Source organism: Nonomuraea africana (assembly GCF_014873535.1).
Taxonomy (GTDB): domain Bacteria; phylum Actinomycetota; class Actinomycetes; order Streptosporangiales; family Streptosporangiaceae; genus Nonomuraea; species Nonomuraea africana.
This window is the reverse complement of the sequence record NZ_JADBEF010000001.1, coordinates 5,973,451-5,999,026: the sequence shown is the minus strand read 5'-3', so window position 1 is coordinate 5,999,026 and position 25,576 is coordinate 5,973,451. Positions and strand designations below refer to the sequence as shown.

25 protein-coding genes and 1 riboswitch are annotated in these 25,576 nt (G+C 69.5%); of the genes, 11 read left to right on the top strand and 14 right to left on the bottom strand.

All coding sequences use genetic code 11. The annotated features are described in order from the left end of the window. Positions 1-329 precede the first annotated feature (329 nt). Both H4W81_RS28505 and H4W81_RS28500 read right to left on the bottom strand, forming a co-directional pair. Positions 330-1,178: a CAP domain-containing protein gene (locus H4W81_RS28505; protein ID WP_318782008.1), complete on the bottom strand. Its 849-nt coding sequence runs from the start codon at positions 1,176-1,178 to the stop codon at positions 330-332. A gap of 658 nt (positions 1,179-1,836) precedes the next feature. Beyond that, a complete protein-coding gene (locus H4W81_RS28500) occupies positions 1,837-2,691 on the bottom strand; it encodes an NAD(P)H-binding protein (protein WP_192777639.1) in 855 nt (284 codons plus the stop codon). A gap of 113 nt (positions 2,692-2,804) precedes the next feature. On the opposite strand from H4W81_RS28500, the gene H4W81_RS28495 reads away from it, so the two are divergent. Next, positions 2,805-3,143 carry a transposase gene (locus H4W81_RS28495; protein ID WP_192777638.1) on the top strand — a complete coding sequence of 113 codons (339 nt, stop codon included), beginning with the start codon at positions 2,805-2,807 and terminating at the stop codon, positions 3,141-3,143. Positions 3,144-3,230: 87 nt separating this feature from the next. Here H4W81_RS28495 and dacB read toward each other — a convergent pair whose 3' ends face one another. Next, on the bottom strand, positions 3,231-4,775 hold the full coding sequence (gene dacB, locus H4W81_RS28490; protein WP_192777637.1) for a D-alanyl-D-alanine carboxypeptidase/D-alanyl-D-alanine endopeptidase: 1,545 nt from the start codon (positions 4,773-4,775) through the stop codon (positions 3,231-3,233). 142 nt (positions 4,776-4,917) lie between these two features. Next, entirely contained in the window at positions 4,918-5,472 is a 555-nt protein-coding gene (locus tag H4W81_RS28485) for a DUF1707 and FHA domain-containing protein (protein WP_192777636.1), read from the bottom strand. A gap of 89 nt (positions 5,473-5,561) precedes the next feature. Between H4W81_RS28485 and H4W81_RS28480 the strand changes: the two genes are divergently transcribed. From H4W81_RS28480 to H4W81_RS28470, 3 genes are read left to right on the top strand one after another with little or no spacing between them, the layout of a single operon-like run. Then, the gene (locus H4W81_RS28480) at positions 5,562-6,074 is read left to right on the top strand and encodes a PadR family transcriptional regulator (RefSeq protein ID WP_192777635.1); all 513 of its coding nucleotides are present in this window, start codon (positions 5,562-5,564) and stop codon (positions 6,072-6,074) included. Then, positions 6,071-6,763: an ABC transporter ATP-binding protein gene (locus tag H4W81_RS28475; protein WP_192777634.1), complete on the top strand. Its 693-nt coding sequence runs from the start codon at positions 6,071-6,073 to the stop codon at positions 6,761-6,763. Before H4W81_RS28480 ends, H4W81_RS28475 begins: the two co-directional genes overlap by 4 nt. After that, positions 6,760-9,291: an FtsX-like permease family protein gene (locus H4W81_RS28470; RefSeq protein WP_192777633.1), complete on the top strand. Its 2,532-nt coding sequence runs from the start codon at positions 6,760-6,762 to the stop codon at positions 9,289-9,291. The genes H4W81_RS28475 and H4W81_RS28470 overlap by 4 nt, the downstream gene beginning before the upstream one ends. On the opposite strand, the gene H4W81_RS28465 is transcribed toward H4W81_RS28470, so the two are convergent. The 3 genes from H4W81_RS28465 to H4W81_RS28455 are packed head-to-tail and all read right to left on the bottom strand — an operon-like array spanning position 9,284 to position 11,510. After that, positions 9,284-10,033, bottom strand: coding sequence for a class I SAM-dependent DNA methyltransferase (locus H4W81_RS28465; RefSeq protein ID WP_397126464.1), 750 nt, complete (start codon positions 10,031-10,033; stop codon positions 9,284-9,286). The genes H4W81_RS28470 and H4W81_RS28465 overlap by 8 nt on opposite strands. Beyond that, entirely contained in the window at positions 9,981-10,592 is a 612-nt protein-coding gene (locus tag H4W81_RS49500) for an MFS transporter (protein ID WP_192777631.1), read from the bottom strand. The genes H4W81_RS28465 and H4W81_RS49500 overlap by 53 nt, the downstream gene beginning before the upstream one ends. A 45-nt stretch (positions 10,593-10,637) precedes the next feature. Further along, positions 10,638-11,510, bottom strand: coding sequence for a hypothetical protein (locus tag H4W81_RS28455; RefSeq protein WP_192777630.1), 873 nt, complete (start codon positions 11,508-11,510; stop codon positions 10,638-10,640). 226 nt (positions 11,511-11,736) lie between these two features. Here H4W81_RS28455 and serA point away from each other — a divergent pair, with 226 nt between their 5' ends. Then, positions 11,737-13,326, top strand: a complete 1,590-nt coding sequence (gene serA / locus H4W81_RS28450) for a phosphoglycerate dehydrogenase (RefSeq protein ID WP_192777629.1) — start codon at positions 11,737-11,739, stop codon at positions 13,324-13,326. Positions 13,327-14,409: 1,083 nt separating this feature from the next. Here the strand turns inward: serA and H4W81_RS47670 are convergent. Beyond that, positions 14,410-15,078, bottom strand: a complete 669-nt coding sequence (locus tag H4W81_RS47670; protein WP_225958828.1) for a C40 family peptidase — start codon at positions 15,076-15,078, stop codon at positions 14,410-14,412. A gap of 12 nt (positions 15,079-15,090) precedes the next feature. Continuing rightward, positions 15,091-15,235: riboswitch (cyclic di-AMP (ydaO/yuaA leader) on the bottom strand. Between the two features lie 98 nt (positions 15,236-15,333). Between H4W81_RS47670 and H4W81_RS28440 the strand changes: the two genes are divergently transcribed. Next, positions 15,334-16,386, top strand: a complete 1,053-nt coding sequence (locus H4W81_RS28440) for a 3-isopropylmalate dehydrogenase (protein WP_192777628.1) — start codon at positions 15,334-15,336, stop codon at positions 16,384-16,386. A gap of 162 nt (positions 16,387-16,548) precedes the next feature. Continuing rightward, positions 16,549-17,646, top strand: coding sequence for a branched-chain amino acid aminotransferase (locus H4W81_RS28435; protein ID WP_192777627.1), 1,098 nt, complete (start codon positions 16,549-16,551; stop codon positions 17,644-17,646). A 241-nt stretch (positions 17,647-17,887) separates the two neighbouring features. Here H4W81_RS28435 and H4W81_RS28430 read toward each other — a convergent pair whose 3' ends face one another. The 3 genes from H4W81_RS28430 to H4W81_RS28420 form a co-directional block, all read right to left on the bottom strand. Further along, positions 17,888-18,463 (bottom strand): GNAT family N-acetyltransferase, encoded by a 576-nt coding sequence (locus tag H4W81_RS28430; RefSeq protein ID WP_192777626.1) that lies wholly within the window; start codon positions 18,461-18,463, stop codon positions 17,888-17,890. 55 nt (positions 18,464-18,518) lie between these two features. Beyond that, a complete protein-coding gene (locus H4W81_RS28425; RefSeq protein WP_192777625.1) occupies positions 18,519-19,094 on the bottom strand; it encodes a Uma2 family endonuclease in 576 nt (191 codons plus the stop codon). 81 nt (positions 19,095-19,175) lie between these two features. Further along, positions 19,176-19,820 carry an O-methyltransferase gene (locus H4W81_RS28420; protein WP_192777624.1) on the bottom strand — a complete coding sequence of 215 codons (645 nt, stop codon included), beginning with the start codon at positions 19,818-19,820 and terminating at the stop codon, positions 19,176-19,178. Between the two features lie 103 nt (positions 19,821-19,923). On the opposite strand from H4W81_RS28420, the gene H4W81_RS28415 reads away from it, so the two are divergent. Both H4W81_RS28415 and cimA read left to right on the top strand, forming a co-directional pair. Beyond that, entirely contained in the window at positions 19,924-20,538 is a 615-nt protein-coding gene (locus H4W81_RS28415; protein ID WP_192777623.1) for a DsbA family protein, read from the top strand. Positions 20,539-20,725: 187 nt separating this feature from the next. Continuing rightward, entirely contained in the window at positions 20,726-22,300 is a 1,575-nt protein-coding gene (gene cimA / locus H4W81_RS28410) for a citramalate synthase (protein ID WP_192777622.1), read from the top strand. Between the two features lie 46 nt (positions 22,301-22,346). On the opposite strand, the gene H4W81_RS28405 is transcribed toward cimA, so the two are convergent. Beyond that, positions 22,347-23,978 carry a heparinase II/III family protein gene (locus tag H4W81_RS28405; protein ID WP_318782007.1) on the bottom strand — a complete coding sequence of 544 codons (1,632 nt, stop codon included), beginning with the start codon at positions 23,976-23,978 and terminating at the stop codon, positions 22,347-22,349. A 96-nt stretch (positions 23,979-24,074) separates the two neighbouring features. On the opposite strand from H4W81_RS28405, the gene H4W81_RS28400 reads away from it, so the two are divergent. Then, positions 24,075-24,662 (top strand): HD domain-containing protein, encoded by a 588-nt coding sequence (locus H4W81_RS28400; protein ID WP_192777621.1) that lies wholly within the window; start codon positions 24,075-24,077, stop codon positions 24,660-24,662. On the opposite strand, the gene H4W81_RS28395 is transcribed toward H4W81_RS28400, so the two are convergent. Further along, on the bottom strand, positions 24,659-25,009 hold the full coding sequence (locus H4W81_RS28395) for an antibiotic biosynthesis monooxygenase family protein (protein WP_192777620.1): 351 nt from the start codon (positions 25,007-25,009) through the stop codon (positions 24,659-24,661). The genes H4W81_RS28400 and H4W81_RS28395 overlap by 4 nt on opposite strands. Position 25,010: 1 nt before the next feature. Continuing rightward, positions 25,011-25,199: an amidohydrolase family protein gene (locus tag H4W81_RS28390; protein WP_192777619.1), complete on the bottom strand. Its 189-nt coding sequence runs from the start codon at positions 25,197-25,199 to the stop codon at positions 25,011-25,013. A gap of 136 nt (positions 25,200-25,335) precedes the next feature. Here H4W81_RS28390 and H4W81_RS28385 point away from each other — a divergent pair, with 136 nt between their 5' ends. Next, positions 25,336-25,539, top strand: coding sequence for a cold-shock protein (locus H4W81_RS28385; RefSeq protein ID WP_183656327.1), 204 nt, complete (start codon positions 25,336-25,338; stop codon positions 25,537-25,539). Positions 25,540-25,576: the final 37 nt, after the last annotated feature.

The window sequence follows — 25,576 nt, the reverse complement described above, 5'->3', positions numbered from 1 at the left end:
CGGCTCACTGCAGGTCGTCGCTCAGGCATGCAGTTGTCCGTGCTCTGTCCGGGCGTGGTGGTCAGGCCCCCCTTCGCCCTCCTGGCACAGCTGATACGCCGGCTGAGGTGACCACGGCGGCGGCTCGTTCGGGGTCTCCTCGCCCTTGGAGCGTGGTGAGAGACGTTGAGGGGCGTCGCTCAGGTGCGGCGATCTGATGCTCGCCGTACCTTGCCGGGCGGTTTGTGGGGCGGGCCCGTCCTGCGGCTCCCTGTGCGGAGGGGGAGGCGGGGACGGGCCCGCGGGGAGCGCCGGGTGGGGTGGTTGGGGGTACCCGACGCGGGTCAGGGTCAGTGGCGGGCGAAGACCTGGGTCCAGACCGGGCCCTTGTCGGCGTGGCCCACCCCGATGTGGGTGTAGTTGCAGTTCATGATGTTGGCCTTGTGCCCAGGGCTGTTCAGCCAGCCGCGCACCACCTCGGCCGCGGTGCGCTGGCCCTTGGCGATGTTCTCGCCCCACGCGCTGATGGGAGAGAAGCCGGAGGTCTTGATGCGGTCGCCCGGGCTACGGCCGTCGGGGGAGGTGTGGTCGAAGTAGCCCTTGGCGGCCATGTCCGCCGAGTGGCCCTCGGCGGCGGTGTGCAGCTTCGGGTCGTGCGTCAGCGGCTTGCACCCGCCGGTGGCGCGCGCCTCGTTGGTCAGCTTGACGACCTCCTCCTCCACGGCCGAGCCACCGGAGGGCGAGCCCGAGGGGGACGGCGAGGGGCTGGTGGACGGCGTCGGAGTCGCGGTGGGGGAGTCGGTGGGGGTCGGAGTGGGGGCGGTGTCGCAGGAGAGGGCGACCACGCCGGAGCGGTGCAGGTTGCCCCGGTAGTCGGTCGCGGTCACGTAGAGGCGCCGCGGCACGTCGGTGCACCGGACCCCGGCCACGACGTCGCCGTTGGTGACGAGCTTGGAACCGCTCTTGACCAGGCGGTCGGGGCCAGGACGCAGCTGGATGATGCGGACGCGCAGCCGCGCCTCGTCGTCGCAGCCCGCCCGCGTGGCGCCGCCTCTGACCGTGCCGGTGGTGTCGAGGTAGGGCTTGGCCGCTACGACGCGACAGGAGTCCTGCTGGGTCTCCGCGTGGGCGGCGGTGACCGGAGTGCTCAATGCCGCCAGACTTCCGAGGCAGGCGAGTGCCTGGAGCTGTCTGCGCACGATGTCCTCCGTTGGGGGTTAGACGCTGGTTCGAGGACGCATTCTGGTCCGCACACAACGGTCATGTCGAGAGAAAACCAACTAAATCTTGGGTTTCATGTGTCCCTTTTGTAATAATCTTCCCTCCAACCCCAGGTAAACCACCACCCCCACCTGCGCGTCCACCCCCACCGTTTCCGGAGGATCCGTGGTCTCTGCGTGTACGGCAAGCCGCCCCAGCGCCACCCTCGGCACGTGGCCGGCCTCCTTCGAGGGATACGCATCCTCGAGCGCCCGTGTCCGGCCACCGCTACGGAAGGCCACGCGAGGTGGGGTGCGTGGAGGGGTGCGCCAAAGGGCGGGGGCCACATGAAACGGCGCGAGGAAGGGACCACGAAGGCGTGGGGGGAGGCTCCGAGCGGGTCACGCGGAACGGTGGCTCGGGGGGCTCGGGGTGCCCGCCTGGTTGGTGGTGCCCTGTCGAGTGGTGTGATCGAGGGTGGACCGGGTGACCTGGGCCAACGCTGACCGGGGAAGCAGTTCGTGGCCGAGACCCTCCAGCGGCGGAGGGGCTGTCGTCGGAAGAAGGCGCCGAAGACGTGACCGCTCGGTGGGGGGAGGGATGGAGGCGACCTGTCTGGAGAGGTGGGGCGACTCCGGGATGGAGGCGCCCCACGGATCACGTCAGGTCGGTCGCGTGGTCGGCGGCCCAGCGGGACAGGGTGCGGCCCGGCCTGCCGAGCACCCGTTCGACGTCCGGCGTGACGACCGGCGGCTCCTCCGCGTACTCCGCCTGGTAGCCGAGGACGTACTCCGCGATCTCCATGGGAAAGCCCGCCCTGATGTAGGCCGCTCGCGCCTGCCCGTACGTCAGCGGCTCGAAGCGCAGCCGCCTGCCCAGCCCCTCGCCGATGGCGTCCGCCTGCTGGCGGTGAGTGAGCGCCTCGGGCCCGCTCAGCGTGTACGCGTGTCCCGCGTGGCCGCCCTCCAGGAGCGCGGCCACGATCACCTCGGCGATGTCGGCCTCGTGGATCGGCACCCCCAGCGCGTCGGGGAAGGCGCTGCGCACCATGCCCTCGGCGCGGATGGACTCGCCCCACATGTCGAGCTTGTTGCCGGCGAACTCGCCGGGCCGCACGTGCGTCCAGACCAGGCCCGACGCCTCGATGACCTCCTCCACGTCGTGGAACATCTCGTAGCTGCCGGGCCGCCGCACGGTCACGGCGGCGGTCGACATGTCGACGACGCGGTCGACGCCCGCCTCGGCCGCCTGCTTCACGAAGGCCTGGGCCTGCTCGGCGGCCTGGCCGGGGTCGAGCGCGCCGGCCAGGAGGTAGGCCCGCTCCACGCCGTCGAGCACGCCGTCCAGGCTGGAGGGGACGGTGAGGTCGCCCGCCACGACCTCGGCGCCGCCCGGCAGCCCGGAGGTGGCCGGGTTCCTGGTCAGCGCGCGCACCCGGTGTCCCGCCTCCAGCAGCCGGTCGACCACGACGCGGCCGACCGTGCCCGTCGCACCGGTCACGAGGATCCTCATGGATCTTCTCCCTTCGTCGGTGAGGGGCCGACGCTAACCCCGAGAACCTCGTCTCCGCACATCGGCCTATGTCTCATTTGGCAGGTCAGGGCACGTGCGAGAGGATCACCGGCATGGAGGCGCTCGCTCAGCGGCTGGTCCCGGACGAGATGTGGGCGGTGGCCAGCACGCTCATGCCAGGACAGCGGCCACGTCCCCAGGGCGGGGGACGCGCCGCGGCCGACGCGCGCCAGGTCATGGTGGCGGTCGTCTACGTCGTGACGAGCGGCTGCGCCTGGCAGCACCTGCCGCACTCCTTCGGCGTGACGGTGCCCACGGCGCACCGCTGGTTCGCCCGCTGGACCAGGGCGGAGCTGTGGCGGAACCTGCACGAGGCGACCGCGTCCGACCCCGCGCTGGCCGAGTGGACCAGGGCGATCCGTGACTGCGTGGCACGCCGGCACTACCCCTGAAAAATCACCAAACGAGACATGCCCCCTGGAACGCGGACGGCCCGCCCTTGAGACCGGGCGGGCCGTGAACGTGCGCGGGTCAGGCGGCTAGCAGTGGACGGGCTTGCGCCACGAGCACTCCAGGTCGCCCCCTTCGGTGGCGGCGGGGCCGTCGCTCCTGAGCTGGGCGGCGGTGTCGGGCGCGGTGCGGCTGAACTTCGCCAGCCGTACCGCGATCTTGTCCTCGATGTCCTTGGGAGAGCCGGACAGGTACTGGTTGAGCATGATGGAGAAGACCAGCGGCTCCCCCTCGGCGCTGGTGACATAGCCGGACAGGGACGTGACGCTGGTCAGCGAGCCCGTCTTGGCGTGGACGTTGCCGGCGGCGGGGGTGCCGCGCATGCGGTTGCGCAGCGTGCCGCCGGTGAAGCGGTCGGCGTCGCCGGCGACGGGCAGGGCGTTGTACCAGGTCGTGAACCAGGGCTTACTCCGCACCGACAGCAGCAGCTGGGCGATCGAGCCCGCGGTGACGCCGTCGCGGCGGGACAGGCCCGAGCCGTCGCGCAGGTTCAGGATCTGCACCCCGTTCGCCTTGGCGAAGTCGGAGGTGGCCTTGAGTCCCGCGGCCCAGGTGCCCTGGCCGGCGACCTTACGGCCCATGGCCTTGGTGAGGATCTCGGCGTGCATGTTGTTGCTGAGCTTCATGAACGGCACCAGCAGCTCGCTCAGCGGCATGGACTCGTGCTTGGCCAGCTCGCTCGCGCCCTCGGGGGCGCCCGAGACGGTGGGGCCGAGAACCTTGACGCCGTGGGCGGTCAGCGCCTTGCGGAACAGCGAGGCGGCGTAGCGGGTGGGGTCGTCGACGGCCACCCACTCGCTGTAGGGGCTCGCGACGGTGCCGGTGATCAGCACGGTGTTGGTGCCGTGCTGGCGCTCGATGAGCACGTCGGTCGACGCGCCGACGGTCGCGTTGTTGACGATCTTCAGGTGGTCGGTCTCGGGAGTGGTCGTGACCTTGACCTTGTCCCCGTCGGCGGCCACCGAGACGATCACCGTGCCCGCGTCGTAGTCCCTGTCGGGCGAGGCGGTCAGCGCGGAGATCTGCGCGGCGTAGTAGGCGGTCTCGTCGTCCCAGGCCCAGTCCTGGCCGAGGCGTACCGAGTCGAACCAGCTGTCGTCGGTGACCAGCCGGCCCGTGACGACCTTGACGCCCTTGGCGGCGACGGCCGCCGCCAGCGCGTCGTAGTCGGTGGCGAGCATGGTCGGGTCGCCGGTGCCGCGCAGCACCAGGTCACCCCGCAGGAACGACCCCGCCGTACGGCCGGCGGCCAGCGCGCTGGTGGTGAAGCGGTAGTCGAGGCCGAGCACCTCGGCCGCGGCGGCGGAGGTGAACAGCTTGGCGTTGGACGCCGGGGTCATGAGCTTGCCGGAGTCGACGGAGTAGATCTCCTCGCCGGTGGCCGCGCTCTTCACCACGACGCCCGCTCTGGCGATCGTCAGGCGCGAGTCGCTGAGGATCTGGTTGAGGTCCTGGGTCAGGTCGGCGACGCCGGGGGAGGGGTCGGCGGCGATGGCGGGGGAGACAGGACTTGACGCCCACGCGAGGGCGACGACGAGCGCGCCCGCGACTAATGAGGCTGGTGTGCGACGCATGGAGGCTCCAGGGTGCGTACGAGGTCTCGGAGGGATCATGGGAGCGCGCACCCCTCCCCGCAATCCGCAAATATCCGTATCTTTCCCTGGCGGCGGCCTGGAGCGTTCCAAAGCCGCCCGTCGAGAAGGACGGCGGCCGAGGTCAGGAGGCGGGCGCCGCGCTGGAGGAGACCAGGAATCCCACGTCACCGAACGAGATCTCGTCACCCGAGCGGACGCGGGCGGGCCCGACCAGGCGCCAGCCGTTCAGCCTGGTGCCGTTCAGCGAGCCGAGGTCGACCAGCATCCAGGACCCGTCGTCCTCCTTGCGCAGCTCGGCGTGGACCCGCGAGACGGTCAGGTCGGCCAGCACCAGGTCGCAGGCCGAGCCGCGCCCCACGACGTACCTGAGCCTGCTGTCGTTGGGCAGTGCGAGCCTGGGCAGCCGGGGCTTGCGCCACGCCGACTGTACGCGGGTGGTGAACTCCGAGACGGAGGCGACCATGTCGGTCAGCCGCTGGCGGAAGGTGTTGCGCGGCGGCAGGTCGGCGACCAGATCGTCGAGCTCGTAGCGGCTGCGCGCGCGCAGTGCCTGGTCGACCCGGCCCACGAACGTGTCATGGGACAGGCGCCCCTCGACGGCGCGGTCGCGGAGCTCGTCGATGGCGCGATCACGTTCCCCATCGGAAGCACGAAATGGGGGTTGCGTCGAGCTCATGTCCCTGAGTATCGGCCCGAACGGCGTTTCCTGTCCAGAATTCGCGGATCCCTTGATCGGAGCATACTGAGTATGCATACTGAGTATTCATGTCGATCAGACAGAGCCTGCTGGCCTTGCTCAGCCAGGGCTCCAGGTACGGCTACCAGCTGCGAGCCGAGTTCGAGACGTCAACGGGGGCGACCTGGCCGCTGAACATCGGCCAGGTCTACACGACGCTCTCCCGCATGGAGCGCGACGGCCTGGTCTCCTCGGGGGAGCAGGACGAGCAGGGCAGGGTCGGCTACACGATCACCGAGGCCGGTCGGGCGGAGTTGGCGCGATGGTTCAGCACCCCCGTCGCCCAGTCCGACCGGCCGAGGGACGAGTTGGTCATCAAGCTGGCCATGGCCGTCGCGGCGAAGGACGTCGACGTCGGCGCGATCATCCAGCGGCAGCGGACCGCCACGATGCGCGCCCTGCAGCAGCTGACCAAGGCCAAGCGCACCGAGACCGATGGCGCCGCGCAGCGCCTCGTGCTGGATTCCATGATCTTTCAGGCGGAGGCCGAGCAGCGCTGGCTCGACCACTGCGAGGCCGTACTCAAGGAGGCAACGGAATGACGAGTGTGGTGACGCTCACGGACGTGGTGCGGGTCCACGGCGAGGGTGAGGCGGCCGTCCACGCTCTGCGGGGGGTCAGTCTCGACGTGCGGGCGGGGGAGCTGGTGGCGGTCATGGGCCCCTCGGGGTCGGGCAAGTCCACGCTGCTCAACCTCGCCGGCGGTCTCGACCGGCCCTCGCGCGGCGGCGTGACCGTCGAGGGCGTGGACCTGTCGACGGTCAAGGACCTGGCCGCGCTGCGGCGCAGGAGCGTCGGCTACGTCTTCCAGGACCTCAACCTGATCCCCTCGCTGACCGCGGCGGAGAACGTCATGCTGCCCCGCGAGCTGGACGGCGTGCGGGCGCGTGAGGCGAGGGCTGAGGCGCTGGCCGTCCTCGAGGAGGTGGGCCTCGCGGCAATCGCCGACAGGTTCCCCGACGAGATCTCGGGCGGACAGCGCCAGCGGGTGGCGATCGCCAGGTCGCTGGTGGGCGAGCGGAGACTGATCCTGGCCGACGAGCCGACCGGCGCGCTGGACACGCCGACCGGCGACGAGATCCTCGAGCTGCTCAGAAGCCGCTGCGAGGCGGGAGCGGCGGTGCTGCTCGTCACTCACGAATCGCGCTACGCCGGATGGGCGGACAGGGTGGTGTTCCTGCGGGACGGGCAGATCGTCGACTCGACCGCGCCGGTGGTGAGCGTCGGATGAGAGCGCTGCTGCGGATCTCCCGCCGCGATGCCCGGAGGGCCAAGGGGCGCACCGCGCTGATCATGGTGATGATCGGCCTGCCGGTGTTAGTGATCACTGGGGTGTTCACCTTCGCGGCGACGGCCGACGTGACCCTCCGTGAGGGGATCGTCAGGAAGCTGGGCGCGGCCGACCTGCGAGTCATGACGACCGAGTACGACAGGGTGGCCGAGCAGTACGGCGACATCGGCGTGCCGGGCACCGAGGAGAGCGGACGGCCGGCGAACGCCGCGCCCACCACCGCGGCCGAGGTGGCGGCCAGGCTCCAGCCCGGCTCCAGGCTGATCGGCTTCGACGAGGGCAGCGTGGACGTCAGGGCCGACCGCGGCTACGACCACGTCAGCGCCATGGAGATCGACCTGAGAGATCCGCTGACCAGGGGCATGCGACCGCTGATCGAGGGCCGCTATCCAGCGGCTCCCGACGAGGTGGTGGTGACCCCGGCATTGGGACGCGGACTCGGCGACACGATCGAGGTCACCCGCGCCGAGCGCAGGGTGCGGGTGGTCGGCGTGGTCGAGTACCCGTTCAACTCGGAGCACGTGGAGGTCGTCGGCTTCCGCGGCGTCCTGATGATGGACAAGCGCGATGGGCACGGCACCGGCTGGCTCGCCGACACCCCTGCGCCCCCGACGTGGGCGGACACCCAGCGCCTCAACGAGGTGGGGCTGGTCGGCCTGTCCGCGGCCAGCCTCGACCGCGAGCCCGCGATGGCGCTGGGGACCACTGCGGTGGTGGGCATCGCTGTCGCGGTGTTCATGGTGGTGATGGAGACGGTTCTGCTGGCGGGGCCCGCCTTCGCGATCGGCCTGCGGCGGCGTGCGACGGAGCTGGCGGTGATCGCCGCGCAGGGCGGGTCGAAGGCGCAGCTGCGGGCGATCGTGCTGGCCGACGGGCTCCTGCTGGGCGGGGCCGCGGCCCTGGTGGCCGCCGTCGTCGGCGTCGCCGGCGGGCTGCTGCTGGTCCCGTTGCTCTCGGGGTCGGTGGGGCCGCCCGAGGTGCCGTGGTGGCCGGTGCTCGGCGTGATGGCGCTCGGGCTGGTCAGCGGGGTGGTGGCGGCCCTGGTGCCCGCCGTGCTGGCGGGGCGGCAGGACACCGCCGCCGTCCTGGCCGGACGCTCGGGCACGGCCCGGGGCGGGTCGGGGCGGCCCGTGCTCGGGCTGGTGTTGTTGGTCGCGGGCGTGGCCGCGACGTTGTACGCCTCGAGAACCCACGAGGCGTGGGTCTTCGCCGCCGCCGCGCTCGGGCTGCTCGGCCTGGTGGCGCTGGTGCCCTCACTGGTCACGCTGACCGGGCGGCTGGCCGTACGGCTGCCGCTGGCACCCCGGCTGGGCGTGCGCGACGCGGTCCGCCACCGGATGCGTACGGCCTCGGCCGTGGCCGCCGTGATGGCTGCGACGGCCGGCGCGGTCACGGTCGGTATCGGATTCAACAGCCAGTACGTCCAGGCCCATGACTCCTTTCGGTCCGAGACGCCGATCGGCACGTTGACGGTCAGCGCGCGCCGGGCGGACGACGCGACATGGACGAAGATCCGCCAGGCCGCGCAGGAGCGGCTGCCCGGTGTCAGGCTGGTCGAAGGGATGCAGCCGGTCGACGCCAACGGCGACTTGGTCGTCCTGGTGCCCGATCGCTCGTTCGCGTGCCCGTCGTGCGGCCCGATGCTCTACGGGCTGCTCGTCGGCGACCAGCGGCTGCTCGAGCTGGTGCAGGGCCGGCGCGATCCCGGGGCGGCCACCGCGCTCGCGGAGGGGAAGGCGGTGGTCTTCGACCCCTCGATGGTGCGGGACGGCAGGCTCTCCGTCCACTTCGCCTCCGGCACATCCGCTGATGGCAAGGTGTTCAAGGTGCCCGCGGTTGTGGCGAAGGCGGCCGACCCCCGGATGGGCGGCGTCCTGCTCCCGCCCGCCGCGGTGCGGGCGAAGGGTTTCGCGCTCGAGGAGCGCGTGGTCTACGCGCGGCACCAGCCCAAGGACGTGGCGCTGCTCCAGAAGGATCTCGCGGTGGTCAGCGCGGACGTCGCCGTCTCCCTGGAGGACGGCTTCCAGAGGGACCTCGCGATCGTGCTGCTCGTGCTGATGGGCGGCGCACTGGTCCTGGTGCTCGGCGGCACGTTCGTGGCCACCGCGCTGGCCGCCGCCGACCTGCGGCCGGACCTGGCGACGATCGCGGCGGTCGGCGCGCCGTCCAGCACAGGACGGCTGGTCGTCGCGGGACAGGCCGGATACATCGCGGGTCTCGGCGCGCTGGTCGGCGCGGTCGCGGGCGCGGTCCCAGGCGTGGCGCTCGCCTGGGTGATGACGTCGAAGTTCGGCGACTACCCGATGTTCGTCTCACAGCGGATGGCCGAGCCGGCCGCTGGCGCGACGGTCGCGGTGCCCTGGTCACTGGTGGGCGCGATCGTCATCGGGTTGCCGCTGCTGGCCGCGCTAGTGGCGGGAGCGTTCGCGCGCACGCGGGCGCTCCCACTCACCCGCAGGCTCACTTGATCAGGCGCATCTTGGACTGCTTGTGCGGCAGCTGCTCCCAGTCGTCCATGAACATGGCCTTGAAACCGTGCCGCTCGGCCATCTCGACGAGCGTCTCCGTGCGGTAGTAGAAGTCTTCGCGCAGGACGTGGTGCTCCTTGCCCTGCGTCCTGTCGAAGGTGAAGTCGAACCACCCGCCCGGCTTCATGACGCGCCCCACGTTCGCGAAGCACTCCTCGATGACGCGTGGGGGAGAGTGGGAGAAGACGCTGTGCGCGTGCACCACGTCGAAGTACTCGTCGGGCAGGAAGGTGAAGCGGAGGTCGCGGACGGGGGTCAGGTGCGGGAGCTTGTCCTGCAGGCGGAAGTCGAACAGGGTCTCCTGGGCGGCGAACAGGATGTCGGGAGAGATGTCCATCCCGTAGTAGTGGCCGGCGTCGAGGTAGTCGATGAACAGCCGCCCCGCCCGCAGGTTCCCGCACCCGATCTCGAGCATCCGGTGCTCGGGGTGCAGTCCGTGCTTCACGAGGTAGTCGAACTGCATCTGGCCGAGCTTCAGCCACCGCTCCCTGCTCTTGGAACCGACCGCCCGGTCGGGGTTGCGCTCGGTGTCCGAGCGCATCACAGCCCTGTAGTAGTCCACGTGGTCGCGGGCCTGGAGCCTGAACCACAGGTCCCTGGTGAGTCGCCGCGCGTGGGGGAAGACTCTGTCAGGGTGCCGCAGGGCGTATCTCGCCTGATGTAGAAGGCTGTTGCGGGTCATGGAGAACATGGTCCGCCGTCAATTGGTAACGGAACGTCATGAGCACGGCAAGAAAAATAATGAATGCGGGCACGGCGGTTTGACCGAGCAGCACGGCGGTGATCGCGGAATCGGGCTGGAGCACCGGCCTTCCTGGATCAGATGACACGAACCCACCCATCGTGAGCACCGCACCGAAGATCAGCCCGCCGAACGCGCTGACCGCGCTCTCGATCGCGGTCCACAGCCCGGTGAACACCCCCGCGGCGGGGACGCCGGTGAGGGGCGGCCCCGCCAACAGCAGGGCGAAGGCGAGCGGCAGCGTGCAGGCTCCGGCCAGCATCCACGGCCTGCGCGGGCCCATGCGCGAGACCGTGTGGTCCGACCACCGGCCCACCAGCGGGTTCACGACCAGGTCCCAGACCTTGGGCGCGGCGACCACGACCCCGGCGAACCACGCGGGCACGGCCAGGAAGTTGGTCATGTAGTACAGCAGCAGCAGTCCTGGCACGGCGCCGAAGGTCGCCGTGCAGAACGAGCCGACACCGTAACCGAGGCGCACGCCCCTGGAGACGATCATGAACCCATTGAATCGGAGCGGACTCCGTCCGGGCAGGCCCAGATCTCAGTCGGTGACATCGGCGCACACGACGTGCGCGCCCAGCTCCACCATCCTGCGCTCGCTGCGCGCGTCCGCCACCCGCGCCATGAGGATCGGCGCCTCGCTGGCCGCCAGCTGCGGCAGCCTGGCGCGGACCCCGCGGTGCAGGTCGCGCACCACGTCCTCGGCCGCCGACATGTGCACCTTGACGTGCAGCATGATCCCCGGGGCCCCCGACGTCGTGCGCGCCTCAGAGATCCACACGTGGTGGACCAGCGGGTAGTCCACGAGCAGCAACGCGATCGCCGCACGCAGCGCGGGCAGGATCGGATGGGTGCAGCGGCGGTAGCCGGGATCCACCTGCTGCATGGGGCCCGACAGATGGGGACGCGGCGCGGGGATCCACGACTGCGGCGCGGCGGGCGCGGAACGCACGGGTGGCGGCGCCGTCGGCGCGCCGTGCATCACCGCCGCCCCCTGCGAGACCGCGGCCATGGCGCCCGTCGCGTACGCCGTGGGCATCGCCCCTGACAGCACGGGCTGGGGTCCCGTCCGTGTGGATGCCAGGAAACGTTGGAGATCCTCGATGGGAACGGCTGCCGCGGCAGGGCCTGCGGCGTCGATCACGATCTCCCGCACGCCCGTGACGCGCTGGATGTCGAGGATGGTGTCGGCGTCGCACGCCGACAGCGAGTGGCCACCCCGGTGGCGCGCGTAGGTCTGGGGGCCGGTGTAACCGAGCAGCACGCGGTCGCCGACCTGGGTGGTGCCCAGGACGACCGAGCGGTCAGAGCGCACGGCCACCAGGATTCCCCCATCGGCGAGTGCGGCCAGCAGCAGGTGCGGACTGCCATGCTGGACGAGCACGTCGGCGAGAGCGGGGTTCCCGATGCTCATAGGGTGAACGATAGGTAGTAGCCCACGGCTTATCAGGCTAATAGCGAATAAATCTCCCGATCAAGACAAAGTTGGCTCGGGTCGGGATGAGTTGCCGGACTCCTGGGTAGCGCGCCCAGATCCTGAGACCTTCGTGAATGCGTTCACAAGCACCGATAGACTCAGAGGGATCCGAGGGGCCCGCTGCCGTGTCCCTCAGCCCGTCGCATGCCCTAAGGATCCACCTGTGAACAAGCCCGTCGTTCTGGTCGCAGAGGAGCTGTCGGAAGCCGGTCTCGCCGTGCTTGGTGCGGACTTCGAGGTCCGTCACACCGACGGCGCCGACCGCTCCCAGCTGCTGCCCGCGCTCGCCGACGTGGACGCGCTCATCGTCCGCTCCGCCACCCAGGTGGACGCCGAGGCCATCGCCGCCGCCCCGAAGCTGCGCGTCGTCGCCCGCGCGGGCGTCGGCTTGGACAACGTCGACGTCGAGGCCGCCACCAAGGCCGGCGTCATGGTCGTCAACGCGCCCACCTCCAACATCACCAGCGCCGCCGAGCAGACCGTAGCGCTCATCCTGGCCAGCGCCCGCAACACCGCCCAGGCGCACGCCGCGCTCAAGAACGGTGAGTGGAAGCGCTCCAAGTACACCGGCGTCGAGCTGGACGAGAAGGTCGTCGCCATCCTCGGCCTCGGCAAGATCGGCCAGCTGGTCGCGCAGCGGCTGCAGCCGTTCGGCGTCGAGCTGATCGCCTACGACCCCTACCTGCCGCCGGCCCGCGCCGCGGCGATGGGCGTCAGGCTGGTCAGCCTCGAGGAGGCGCTCAGGACCGCCGACTTCATCTCCGTGCACCTGCCGAAGTCGAAGGAGACCCTCGGCCTCATCGGCGACAAGGAGCTGCACGAGGTCAAGCCGTCGGTGCGGATCATCAACGTGGCGCGCGGCGGCATCGTGGACGAGGGCGCCCTCTACTCCGCGATCAAGGAGGGCCGCGTCGCCGGCGCGGGGCTCGACGTCTTCGCCAAGGAGCCCTGCACCGACAGCCCGCTGTTCGAGCTGGACCAGGTCGTCGTCACCCCGCACCTCGGCGCCTCCACCCACGAGGCCCAGGAGAAGGCCGGCACCCAGGTCGCGCGCAGCGTCAAGCTCGCGCTCGCGGGCGAGTTCGTGCCCGACGCGGTGAACGTCCAGGGCGGCGCCGTCGCCGAGGAGGTCAAGCCCGGCCTGCCGCTGGCGGAGAAGCTGGGCCGCGTCTTCACCGCGCTCGCCGGTGAGACCGCCACCAAGCTCGACGTCGAGGTCCGCGGCGAGATCGCCAGTCAGGACGTGCGGGTGCTGGAGCTGGCCGCCCTCAAGGGCGTCTTCACCGACGTCATCGAGGACGCGGTCACCTACGTCAACGCTCCGCTCCTCGCCAAGGAGCGCGGCCTGACCGTCGAGCTGGTCACCAGCTCGGAGAGCCCCGACTGGAGGAACGTCGTCAGCGTCCGCGGCGTGCTGGCCGACGGCCGTACCGTCTCGGTCTCTGGAACGCTCTCGGGCCCGCGCCAGGTCACCAAGATCGTCGAGGTCAACGGCTACGAGATGGAGATCGAGCCGACCGACCACCTGGCCTTCTTCACCTACACCGACCGTCCCGGCATCGTCGGAGTCGTCGGCAGGCTGCTGGGCGAGACCGGCATCAACATCGCCTCGATGCAGGTGGCGCGCGACGTCAAGGGCGGCAAGGCGCTGATCGCCCTGACCGTCGACTCGGCCATCCCGGCCGACGTGATCGAGCAGATCGTGACGGAGATCGGCGCCGACAGCGGCCGTTCGGTCGACCTGAGCGACTGACCCGGCACCTGTCGCGAAACGCCCTCCCGCAGCCCCGCGAGAGGGCGTTTCGCTGTTTTGCGCGTGGCGTTCTTCTCACGGGCTTCTGGTTTCCGGGTGGCGTGCGCTTCTCACGTGGTGTGGGCTTCTTGGTCTCCGTGTGGTCCGCGCTTCAGGCTTCCGTGTGGCGTGCCTTCTCGGTTGGCGCGTGGTCCTCAGACGGTCGTTCTGTGCGTGGCCGGGCGTTCGGTTCGCTGGCGGGCGTTCGGTGCTTGGCTGGGTGTTCTTCCGGCCCGTACGGCAAGCCCCACTAAGCGCCTCCGCGCTCACCGCCCCCGTCCGTCCAGGGGACGCTCCTCGGGGAGCGCCGCCGCGCCGCCGCAACGGCGTCTCATATCGTGAGATGTTTGGACGTCCAGCGAGACAGCATGGATCGTGCCAGGTACTTTGGTAGAGATGCGCTGGGTACTCGTACTTATTACCTGCCGCGACGGGGCCTGTTAGGGCAGGTCGGCGACCCGTCGCGGTGCGCGGCGTTGCGTCGGCCTTAAGTCCCCTTCGTCCGGTCCGTGATCCGGACCGCACGAGCTCAGGCCCGGTCGGATTCGCGACCGGGATCCGATGTCCGAGCCAATCGCGTCCGCGAAACGAGATGAGCCACGTGTACGACATGTATCCATGGAACCGTGCGGAAGACACCGAGGAAGAGGCGGCGGAGGCCGTCCAGACGGCGCTGGACCGCAGGGACAACGGCGGCGCACCATCCCCTCGCTGAACCGGGATGTCCTCGGTGGAGGTCCCCCTGCTCCACCGGGGAGATCTCACACCGCTGACCGCGCCCCCGCGGTGAGCACGGCGATATCCCCCGTGTGAACAGCGACACCTCAGCCGATGATCGACCGAGTGCCCGTGAACCCAAGCGGCAGTCGTTCAGAAGGTCGAGCGGCGGGCGTCCCTTGATGGCCGCCGCAGTGCCCCGATCGCCAGGTGACCCCGCTGGCGTGCCCTCTGGTGGGTCGGGTGGCCGCGAGGGTGTGCTCCTCCAAGAGCGGCGTCCCCCCTGCGTGCTGTCGTGGTGACCAGGGCGCAGGGGGGACGGTGGGACTACAGGGTGGCGGTCAGCATCGCCGGGGCGGGCTCCTGCCTGGCCTTCGCCTGCTCCGCCGCCATCGCCACCCCCTTCGGATCGGGACGGACGGCGCCGACGAACGCCCTCCGGCGCCAGGCGCTGAGCTCCTCCTCCTTCACCACGTCACCCGAGCGGGGAGCGTGGACCATGTATCCGGGTCTGGAGATCATGCCGACGTGACCGAGGCTGCTGAAGAAGACCAGGTCACCAGGGCGTAGATCGTTCCAAGCGATCTTCCGGGAGAAGGCCCGGTACTGGTCGGCGGCCACCCTGGGCAGTTCGATGCCCGCCTTCTCGTAGGCTCGCAGCATCAGGCCCGAGCAGTCGTAGCCGCGGGAGCCCGTGCCGCCCCAGACGTACGGCGTGCCGCGCTTGTCCATCGCGAACGAGAGGGCGATCCGCCAGGCGGGAGTGGGCTGCTGCTTGGTGAGCGCCTTCCTGACGTCGGCGCCCGTGATGGTGGTGCCCTTGGCGGGATCCGAGACCTTGACGACGCCGGGGCTCGCGGGGGTGCGGGAGCCGAGGTCCAGGCCGGGGGCGAGGATGAGGGGGGCGTCGGAGCCGGGGGTGTCGGCGACGGCGGGGGAGGCCGTGACGAGGGCTCCTGTGGTGAGAAGACCGCAAACGAGCGCGGTCGTGACCATGCGAGACAGGGGACTGTCCTTCCAGGTGGCCGACCGGGTTAGCTGACGGGCTCGGGCGTGGAAGCCGCCCTACGGCGTGGGGACGCCGATTCGCCCCAGGGGGAAGTGGGTCCCCGGCTCCGTGCGAACGCCGCAACGGATTAGGCCCAACGGACTCTAACGAAAGGGTCAAACCACCGCAATACGGACAAACCAGATGTCCGGAAGGTGAGATCAGGTGTTCGTCCAGCGAGACGACCCGGTAAGGTACCGGCCATGGAGTCGCGCAACATTCGTCTGGCCGTCATTCCCGGTGACGGGATCGGCACCGAGGTCGTCGCCGAAGGGCTCAAGGTCCTGGAGGCGGTCGGCGCCAAGATCGATGCTACTCACTACGATCTGGGCGCCACCCGCTACCACGCCACCGGGGAGACCCTGAGCGACGAGGTCCTTCAGGAGCTGCGCGGCTACGACGCCATCCTGCTCGGCGCGATCGGCGACCCCAGTGTGCCGCCCGGCATCCTCGAGCGCGACCTCCTGCTGCGCCTCCGCTTCGAGCTCGACCACTACGTCAACCTGCGTCCGGTCAAGCTCTACCCCGGCGTGGAGACCCCGCTCGCCGACACCCTCCCCGGGGACATCGACATGCTCGTCGTCCGCGAGGGCACCGAGAGCCTCTATGCGGGAGCCGGCGGCGTCCTGCGCCGCGGCACTCCTCACGAGATCGCCACCCAGGAGTCGCTCAACACCGCCTTCGGCGTCGAGCGCGTGGTCCGCTACGCCTTCGCCAGGGCCGCCGAGCGTCCGCGCAAGAAGCTCACGCTGGTCCACAAGACCAACGTCCTCACCTACGCCGGTGACCTGTGGCAGCGCACGGTCAACAGGGTCGCGGCCGACTTCCCCGAGGTCACCACCGACTACCAGCACATCGACGCGGCCTCGATGTTCTTCGTCAACCAGCCCGAGCGCTTCGACGTGATCGTCACCGACAACCTCTTCGGCGACATCATCACCGACATCGGCGCCGCCATCGCCGGCGGCATCGGACTGGCGGCGAGCGGCAACATCAACCCCGAGCGCACCGCGCCGAGCATGTTCGAGCCGGTTCACGGCAGCGCCCCCGACATCGCGGGGCAGGGCAAGGCCGACCCGACGGCGACCATCCTGTCGGTCGCCATGATGCTCGACCACCTCGGCCTGGCCGAGGAGGCCGCCCGCGTCGAGCAGGCCGTCGCCGACGACATCGTGGAGCGTCTGACCGGCTGGACCGGCCGTACCACGCACGAGATCGGTGACGACATCACCGCACGAGTATCCGGCGGCGCCTGACCGTCGTGTGCACCCCCAGCCCGGCGGCCAAGCGGCCGCCGGTGCTCAACCAACGCCTGGCGGCCAGCGAGAACCGCCAGGCGTTTGCTGTAGGTTCCCGTTACCCGGTCCAGCGCAAAATGGACTCAGGGCAAATCTCGCGAAAAGAGAAGGATTTCCGTCATGACCACCGCTCAGAAGCTCAGCTTCGATGTGCAGCTCTCCGACCACGCTCGCACTGCGGCAGAGCGTGAGCAGGTACTGGCGAACCCGGGGTTCGGGCAGGTCTTCACCGACCACATGATCTCGATCGACTACACCGAGGGCCAGGGCTGGCACGACGCGCGGCTGCAGCCGTACGGGCCGTTGGTCCTCGACCCCGCGACCTCCGTCTTCCACTACGCACAGGAGCTGTTCGAGGGCCTGAAGGCCTACCGTCAGGCCGGCGGTTCGATCGTGACGTTCAGGCCCTACGCGAACGCGGCCCGCTTCAACGCCTCCTGTCTGCGCATGGCCATGCCCGAACTGCCCGAGGACACCTTCGTCGAGTCCCTCGAACTGCTCACCCAGACCGACCGCGACTGGGTGCCCACGACCGAGGGGCACAGCCTCTACCTGCGGCCCTTCATCATCGCGACGCAGGTCGGGCTGGGCGTGAACTACCCGTCCAAGTCCTACAGGTACATGGTCATCGCCTCGCCCGCCGCCTCCTACTTCACCGGCGGCGTCAAGCCGGTGTCGGTGTGGCTGTCCACCGAGTACACCCGCGCCGCCCCCGGCGGCACCGGCGCGGCCAAGTGCGGCGGCAACTACGCCGCCGCCTTCGTCGCCCAGCGCGAGGCCGTCGAGCAGGGCTGCGACCAGGTGGTGTGGCTCGACTCGCACGAGCACCGCTACGTCGAGGAGATGGGCGGGATGAACCTGTTCTTCGTCTTCGGCAACAAGCTGGTCACCCCCGCGCTGACCGGGACCTTGCTGCCCGGCATCACCCGCGACTCCATCCTCTCCATGGCCGCCGACCTGGGCCTGGAGGCCGAGGAGGGACGCATCTCGATCGAGGAGTGGCAGGAGGGCTGCGAGTCGGGCGCGCTCACCGAGGTCTTCGCCTGCGGCACGGCCGCGGTCGTGACGCCCGTGGGGTCGGTGAAGGGCGCCGACCGTGCCTGGACCGTCGGAGACGGCACCCCCGGCCCGGTGACCCTCAAGATCCGCGAGGAACTGCTCGGCATCCAGTACGGCACCCGCCCCGACACCCACGGCTGGATCCACAAGATCTCCTGACGCCGGCCGGCCAGGGCGCAAAGGGCCTGCACTGAGGGTTCTTCGCGCCCTGCGCCCACGAGTGGCACGGCGGCTGTGCTCGTCTCACCCGGGTCTCGACGTGCCGATCAGCGGCTCTCGAAGGACTGGTCAGCCGCTACCACGTCCTCAGGCGTCGGCCACAGTCCCGAGCAGCAGGTAGGCCGCGCCCAGGACAGCCGGCCGACGCTGCTCCGGCTCGACGTGTGAGACGGACATGGACTCATCTCGCCAAGCCGGATCTGCCCGCCTCCCACTCGGCCCTGGTCAGCGCGTACTCGACCAGGCCCTCCGGTGACCGCACGATGCCCTCAGGCCAGTCGTCGAAGTACGTCCGCACGTGCCTCAGCCCCGACTTCTCCATGACCCGCCTCGACCCCGTGTTGGCCGCCAGCGTGCCCGCCGTCACCCGCTCCACGCCCTGTTCGGTGAAGCCCCTGTCGATCAGCGCGCGTGAGCCCTCGGTGCCGTAGCCCTTGCCCCAGGCCGCCTTCCGCAGCCGGTAGCCCAGCTCGAGCTCGCCGGGAGGGGCGTTCCTCCCCGGCCTGAAGTGGAACCAGCCGATGAACTCACCGGTGAGCTTCTCCTCGGCCGCCCAGAACCCGAACCCGTCGGGCCGCTCGTAGTAGGCCAGCAGCCGGGGCAGCGCGACGTCCCTGATCAGCTCGCGGGCCACCGGCTCGCCGCCGTTGAGGTAGCGCATGACCTCGGGGTCGTTGTCGAGCTCGACCAGGTTCTCGAGGTCGTCCTCGGTGAAGCGGCGCAGCACCAGCCGCTCGGTCTCCAGAATGATGTGCACAGCGCGCATTCTCCCGACCATGACGATGCCGGGGAAGGCGGAAGACCTTCGGGGGTCAGGACTCGATGAGCTTGGCGGTGTCGAGGGAGAGGTCCCAGGGGGCGGGGAGGTCGAGGGCCTTGCCGAGGTCGACCTGCGTCTTCTGCTGGTAGCCCTTCTCGGCTGGGAGGCTGAAGAGGACGGCGAGGTCCTGCGCGGGGTCGATCAGCAGGTACAGCGGGACGCCCGCCCTGGCGTACTCGCGAGGCTTGATGGCGTGGTCGTCGTGTCCGCTGGAGGGCGAGACCACTTCGACGACGAGATGAGTGTCGTCGCCATAGACCTCGTCGTCTCCCCACATGCGCGGATTGCGAGGGACGATGGTCAGATCGGGGATGTAGCGATCAGCTTGAGGGCCGAGGAAGAGTTTGATGTTGGTCCATAGCTTCCAGCCATTGGCCGCTACCACGCTGATGATCTGCATCAGCAGGTTCGAGATGATGTCGTTGTGATCTCCAGTGGGCACGTCGTTCACCACGATCCGGCCGTTGACGAGCTCAACGCGGTAGCCGGGGAACAGCTCACAGGCGCGCTTGTAGCTTTCCTGCATGGTCGGCATCTCTGTGATCGGTCGCTCCAGAACCTTGGCCATGCCACTATCATTCCCTCCGGATGGTAGAGCGCAACGTGTTTGGTGCGCCACCCATGGTAACCATCCGGCGGAGAATTTTCGCTAGTTCTTTCGAATCATCGTCAGGCCGTCGCCGATGGGGAGCATGACCGAGGTGACTCTCGGGTCGTTCATCACCAGGTCGTTGAACTCCCTGATCGTCCTGGTCATGTCGTCCTCGTACGACGGGTCCGCGACGTAGCCGTCCCACAGCGTGTTGTCCACCAGCACCACTCCGCCCGGGCGCAGCCGCTCCATCACCAGCTCGTAGTACGCCGGGTAGTTGGTCTTGTCCGCGTCGATGAAGGCCAGGGCGATCCGGTCCTCCATGGCGCGCAGCGACTCGGTCGCCGGCCCCAGCGTGAGCGTGATCCGGGCGGCGACCCCCGCCTTCTCCCAGTACTTCCTGGCGATGGAGGTCCACTCCTCGCTGACGTCGAAGCAGCGCAGGCGTCCGCCCGACAGCCCCCTCGCGATGCACAGCGACGAGTAGCCGGTGAACGTCCCGACCTCGACGGCCAGCTCGGGCCGGACCAGTTGGGTGATCATGGTGAGGAAGCGGCCCTGGTCCGGGGAGATCAGCATCCCCGCGTTCGACCCCGCGACCTGCTGCGTCTCGGCGGCGAGTTCGTCGAGCAGGTCGTCGGGCTGCGTCGAGTGGGCCAGGATGTACTGCCCGACGGCGGGTGAGAGATAAGAGGCCTTCATGGGCACATTCTCTCCACCAGATAAGGTGACACGCGGTCGAAAGCGGATCTTATGGGCGGAGCCATACGTGGAGTTGACGGTGGAGAGGCGAGGACGGTCCAAGATGGTCGGCGCTTTCGTGGCGCTTGCCGTACTCGCTGGAATGCTGATCATCGCGGGGCTCCCCAAGGGGACCGCGTTGCCGGACGTCAAGCTGGTCCGGCAGGCCGACGGCTCGATGCTGCTGGCCAGGCCGGGCGCTAACGCGCCGGTGCTCGACCTGTTCGAGGACTTCGACTGCCCCTTCTGCAAGGAGCTCCATGACACCTCGGGGCGGCGTCTGGAGCAGCTGGTCGACGAGGGCAAGCTCGCCGTCGTCTTTCACACCGTGACGATCTTCACAGACGAGCCCAGCCGGTCGAACTCCATCAGGGCCGCGGCCGCCGCGCGCTGCGTGCCGTCGGTCAACTGGCTGGCCTTCCGCGACAAGCTGTACGGCATGCAGCCCGCCCCGCACGGCCAGGCCACCGGCTACACGGTCGAGGAACTGGTGGCCGCGGGCAGGAGCGCCGGGGTCACCGACGCGGGCTTCGCGCAGTGCGTGACCTCGCAGCGCCACGCCGGCAAGCACCTCGAGGACAACGCGAAAATCAGGATCGACGGCACGCCCACGCTGCTGCTCGACGGCCAGCCGATCAGGGACATCTCGGCGATCGAGCAGCAGGGCACCTCGGTGTGACATCCCGAAATGTGAGATCGATGTGCCAGATGGTGAATGCGTGTGGCAGACTCACAGGCATCATGTACTTCAACCTGCTCATTATCGGCAGGCGCGCTGGCTGACAAGGGACATAGCCAGCGCGCAGACCTCTCACGTCCGTGAGGGGTCTTTTGCTTTTCCACAGACTTTTTCTCAGGAGATCTCGATGGCCGACGATCGATTCCACGTCTACGACACCACGCTGCGAGACGGCGCGCAGCAGGAGGGCCTGAACCTCAGCGTCGCCGACAAGCTCGCGGTGGCGCGGCACCTGGACGGCCTGGGCGTCGGCTTCATCGAGGGGGGCTGGCCGGGCGCCAACCCCAAGGACACAGAGTTCTTCAGGCGCGCTCGAACAGAGCTCGACCTGAAGCACGCGCAGCTAGCCGCGTTCGGCGCGACCCGCCGGGCCGGTGTGAAGGCAGCCGACGACCCACTGGTGGCCGCTCTGCGCGAATCCGGCGCGCCGGTCGTGACCCTTGTCGCCAAGAGTCACGACCGGCACGTGGAGCTGGCCCTCCGCACGACTCTCCAGGAGAACCTCGCGATGATCCGCGATACGGTCTCTCACCTTCGTGCGGAGGGACAGCGAGTCTTCCTCGACGCCGAGCACTTCTTCGACGGTTACAAGTCCAACCCAGCCTACGCGCTGGAGGTGCTGCTGACCGCCGCGGAAGCGGGCGCGGACGTCATCGCCCTGTGCGACACCAACGGCGGCATGCTCCCCGACGAGCTGGCGGAGGTCGTCCACGCGGCCGTGCAGACCAGCGCGCGCGTCGGCATCCACTGCCACGACGACACCGGCTGCGCCGTCGCCAACACCCTCGCGGCGGTGAAGGCGGGCGCCACGCACGTCCAGGGCTGCGCGAACGGCTACGGCGAGCGCTCGGGCAACGCCAACCTCTTCACGGTGGTGGCCAACCTCCAGCTGAAGCGCGGGTTCGACCTGGTGCCGCCGGAGGCGCTCGCCGACATGACCCGCATCGCCCACGCGATCACCGAGGTCACCAACGTCACCCCGAACTCCCACGCCCCCTACGTGGGCACCTCCGCCTTCGCCCACAAGGCGGGCCTGCACGCCAGCGCCATCAAGGTGGACCCCAACCTCTACCAGCACATCGATCCCGCGATGGTCGGCAACGACATGCGCATGCTGGTCTCCGACATGGCGGGGCGCGCCTCCGTCGAGCTCAAGGGCCGCGAGCTGGGCTACGAGCTGACCCCTGAGTCCACCAAGACCCTCGTGGCGAGGGTGAAGGACCTGGAGTCGAAGGGCTACACCTTCGAGGCCGCCGACGCCTCCTTCGAACTGCTGCTGCGCGACACCGTCCACGGCGAGCGCAAGCGGCACTTCGAGGTCGAGTCGTGGCGCGTGATCGTGGAGCGCACCAAGGGCGGCGAGGTGGTCAGCGAGGCCACGGTCAAGGTCCACGCCAAGGGCGAGCGCATCGTCGCCACGGGCGAGGGCAACGGACCGGTCAACGCCCTGGACCGGGCGGTCAGGCTGGCGCTGGAGAAGCTCTACCCCGAGCTGGCCGGGCTCGAGCTGGTCGACTACAAGGTCCGCATCCTGGAGGGCTCCCACGGCACGGGCGCCATCACCCGCGTCCTCATCACCTCGAGCGACGAGAGCGGCGAGTGGGCCACGGTGGGCGTCGACGAGAACATCATCGAGGCCAGCTGGCAGGCCCTCGAGCAGGCCGTCACCTTCGGCCTGCTGCGCTCGGGCCGGGAGCTCTAGCCCGTACGGCGGGGTGGCCCTTTCGCCAGGCGGCCCCGCCCGGGACTCAGAAGATCGAGGCCTTGAAGCTGACCGCGCCGTCGGCGGTCTGCACGGTGACCTTGCCGCCCCCGCACGACACCTTGGGCTGGTCGGTGCCCGGCACGATCACCGTCAGCAGCGACTTCGCCGCGGGCGAGACGACCGTCGTCGCCGGGTTCCTGGCCATGTACGACGGCGACACCCACCCGAGCGTGCCGCCACGCTCCACCTTCTGCCCGCCCACCGGGTCGCAACCGGACAGCTGCACCAGGCTGACCTTGAACTTGCCGTCGCCCAGCACCACCTTGCCGCCGGAGTTGGAGACGAGCTTGAGCGAGGAGTCGAAGCGCCAGATGTTCCTGACCTTCTTGCCGCCGCCCGCGCCGTCCAGGACGGCCATCACGTCCTCGTCGTGGTTGACCAGCACCGACCTGGTACGGCTCACGCCGTGCGCCTTGTCGGTGAGCCGGTAGCGCTGGCGGCCGGAGTCGTAGGCGGTCCCGGCCAGCCTGGTCGCGGTCCTGGGCCTGAAGCGGGCACCCACGACGGTCGGCACGTTGTGCGCCTCGGGTGACATGGTCCAGTACCGGTAGCGGGTGGGCTCGTAGGAGTGGAAGCCGGCGTCGACCAGCACGTCCCTGCCGTGGGCGTAGTAGGTGAGGCCGAGGTGGTCCTCGTGGCCGTGGTACTTCGTGCCGGGCCCGAACCTGATCGAGTAGAAGGCGGACTCCGGCTTGCCCCATGCGGTCCTGCCGTACACGTAGCCGGCCTTGAAGACCTTCACCTTCTCCGAGGGGTTCGGGAAGCCGGAGGGCTCGTGGTCGGCGCCGCCGTCGCCGATCGGCACCATGTACCCGGCCGGGTTGGTGGAGTGCATGATGAAGCCGCCCAGCTTCGACCAGCGCTTGGAGATGTCTCCCGGCACCTTCCTGCCGCAGTCCTTGAGGTTGCTCATCGCGACCTTCAGCCGGTCGTGGACGTAGATGGCGTAGCGGGGGGCCTGCTCCATCAGCGCGCCCTGCGCGTCGATGTCGAGCCGTACGGTCTTGGTGAGGCGCTTGATCGCGTGGTCCTGCCAGCGCCTGTCGCCCAGGCGGCAGCCGATGCCGAGCAGCGCGATGTCCTGGTCGATGCCGTGGTTGTGGCCCCACTCGTAGAGGCGGTCGTCGCCGAGGACCCTGGCGTGCTCGGCCAGGCTGTCCTTGAGCCACTTGGCGTCGACGTGCTTGCTCAGGCAGACCAGCGCGGGCGCGCGCAGCGCGATGGGGTGCTCGGCCCAGGCATAGGGGCTGGCGGGACGGCCGCGCGGGTTGTCCTTGACCCAGTCGTGAGCGATCTCGGCGGCCCTGGCGAGGTAGCGCTCCTCGCCGTTGTTCTCGTACTCCGCCACCAGCCGGCCCATCCAGCGCAGCGAGTGGAACACCATGCCCCACGAGCGGTTCTTGTACGGATTGGTGCGCCAGTTGACGTCCTGGCCGACCTTGACGGGCGGCAGGTCGAGGAAGGCGATCTCGCCCTTCATCACCTCGGCCGCGGTCGGCGTGGCGGGCAGCCAGTCGCCCTGGCACTCGGCGGTGCGCTTCGCGGCGGCGCTCGCGGGATTGACGAGCCCTCCTAGGGCGAGCAGGAGAGCAAGGGGGAGAGCGAGGCGACGCACGCCAGATCCTTCCGGGCTGAACCGAGGGGGCGGAACATGCTGTCCGGAATAAGATCACCTGGTCAAGCCGGGCGGGGACATCGTTATCGTGACGGCATGAACCTCGTGATCCCTGACACAGCGGCGTGCCGGGCGTCGCTCGAAGTGGCGACCGCCTACCACTCGCCCGCGCTGCTCAACCACTCCGTTCGGGCCTATCTGTGGGCCGCCCACTACGCGCGCAGAAGAGGCATCCACTTCGACGCCGAGCTGCTCTACGTGTCGGCGATGCTGCACGATCTCGGCCTGGCCGAGGCCTTCGACAACCACACCCTCCCGTTCGAGGAGGCAGGCGGGCACGTGGCATGGGTGTTCGGCGCGGGTGCGGGCTGGCCGGTCGAGCGCAGGCGACGCGCCGCCGAGGTGATCGTGCGCCACATGTGGGACGAGGTCGACGTGCGCGACGATCCCGAGGGGCATCTGCTGGAGCTGTCCACGGGCATGGACGTCTCGGGGCGCGGCACCGACGCGATCCCCGGCGACGTGCGCGAGGAGGTGCTCGGCCGCTACCCGCGCCTCGGTCTGGCCGAGGAGTTCGTCGCCTGCTTCGAGAGCCAGGCCAAGCGCAAGCCCGGCAGCCTGGCGGCGCGGTTCGTGTCGAGCGGGTTCGCCGAGCGGGTGGCGGCGAACCCGCTCGACCACTAGGCCTTCGGCCCGGTGCTCTGGACGACCTCGAAGGACCACAACTCGGCCCCCGAGGCGGCCGGGCCCTGGCCGTGGCCGTGACCCTGTCCCGGCCCAGGCCGCTCTCCCGCGGCCTGGGCGTGGCCAGCCTGGAAGGCCCTGCTGGACTGCCAGGCCTGGAAGTCCTCCTCGCTGCGCCAACGGGTGTAGACGAGGTAGGTGTCGGTGCCCTCGACGGGGCGCAGCAACTCGAACCACTCGAAGCCGTCGGACGACTCCACCATCCCCGCCCTGCTGGAGAAACGCCGCTCCAGCTCCTCACGCATCTCGGCGGGCACGGTCAGCGCGTTGATCTTCACCACGGACATGTCAGTCTCCCTTCACCCTCCTGCCAGCCTTCCACACACCCGTCACGTGATCGGGATCGGCCACGACCGTGATGTCGGCGAGCGGGCCGGCGTCGAGGATGATCAGGTCGGCGTCGTACCCCTCGGCCACGCAGGCCGTACGTGGCCGGCCGTCGCCCGGAATGGGAAGATCGGCCGTGATGAGCTCCATGCCGCCGATGATGCCGATTTTTTTGCCCGCTGTTGGCGCTCGGCTTCGCACTTCGCTCGTCTGAGGAGCCGATTGCGGGGTAGGGTCCGCAACGCAGCCCTGCTGAAGTAGCGGGGCTCATCAGAAGGAGAAGCAGTTGTCTGAAGGCACCGTGAAGTGGTTCAACGCCGAGAAGGGCTTCGGGTTCATCGCACCCGACGACGGCAGCGCGGACGTGTTCGTGCACTACTCGGCCATCACCACCAACGGCTACCGCTCGCTCGAGGAGAACCAGCGGGTCTCGTTCGAGACCACCCGTGGGCCGAAGGGCCTGCAGGCTGAGCAGGTTGTTCCGCTGTAACCAACGATGAAGCGGGGTCCCTTCGCGGGGCCCCGCT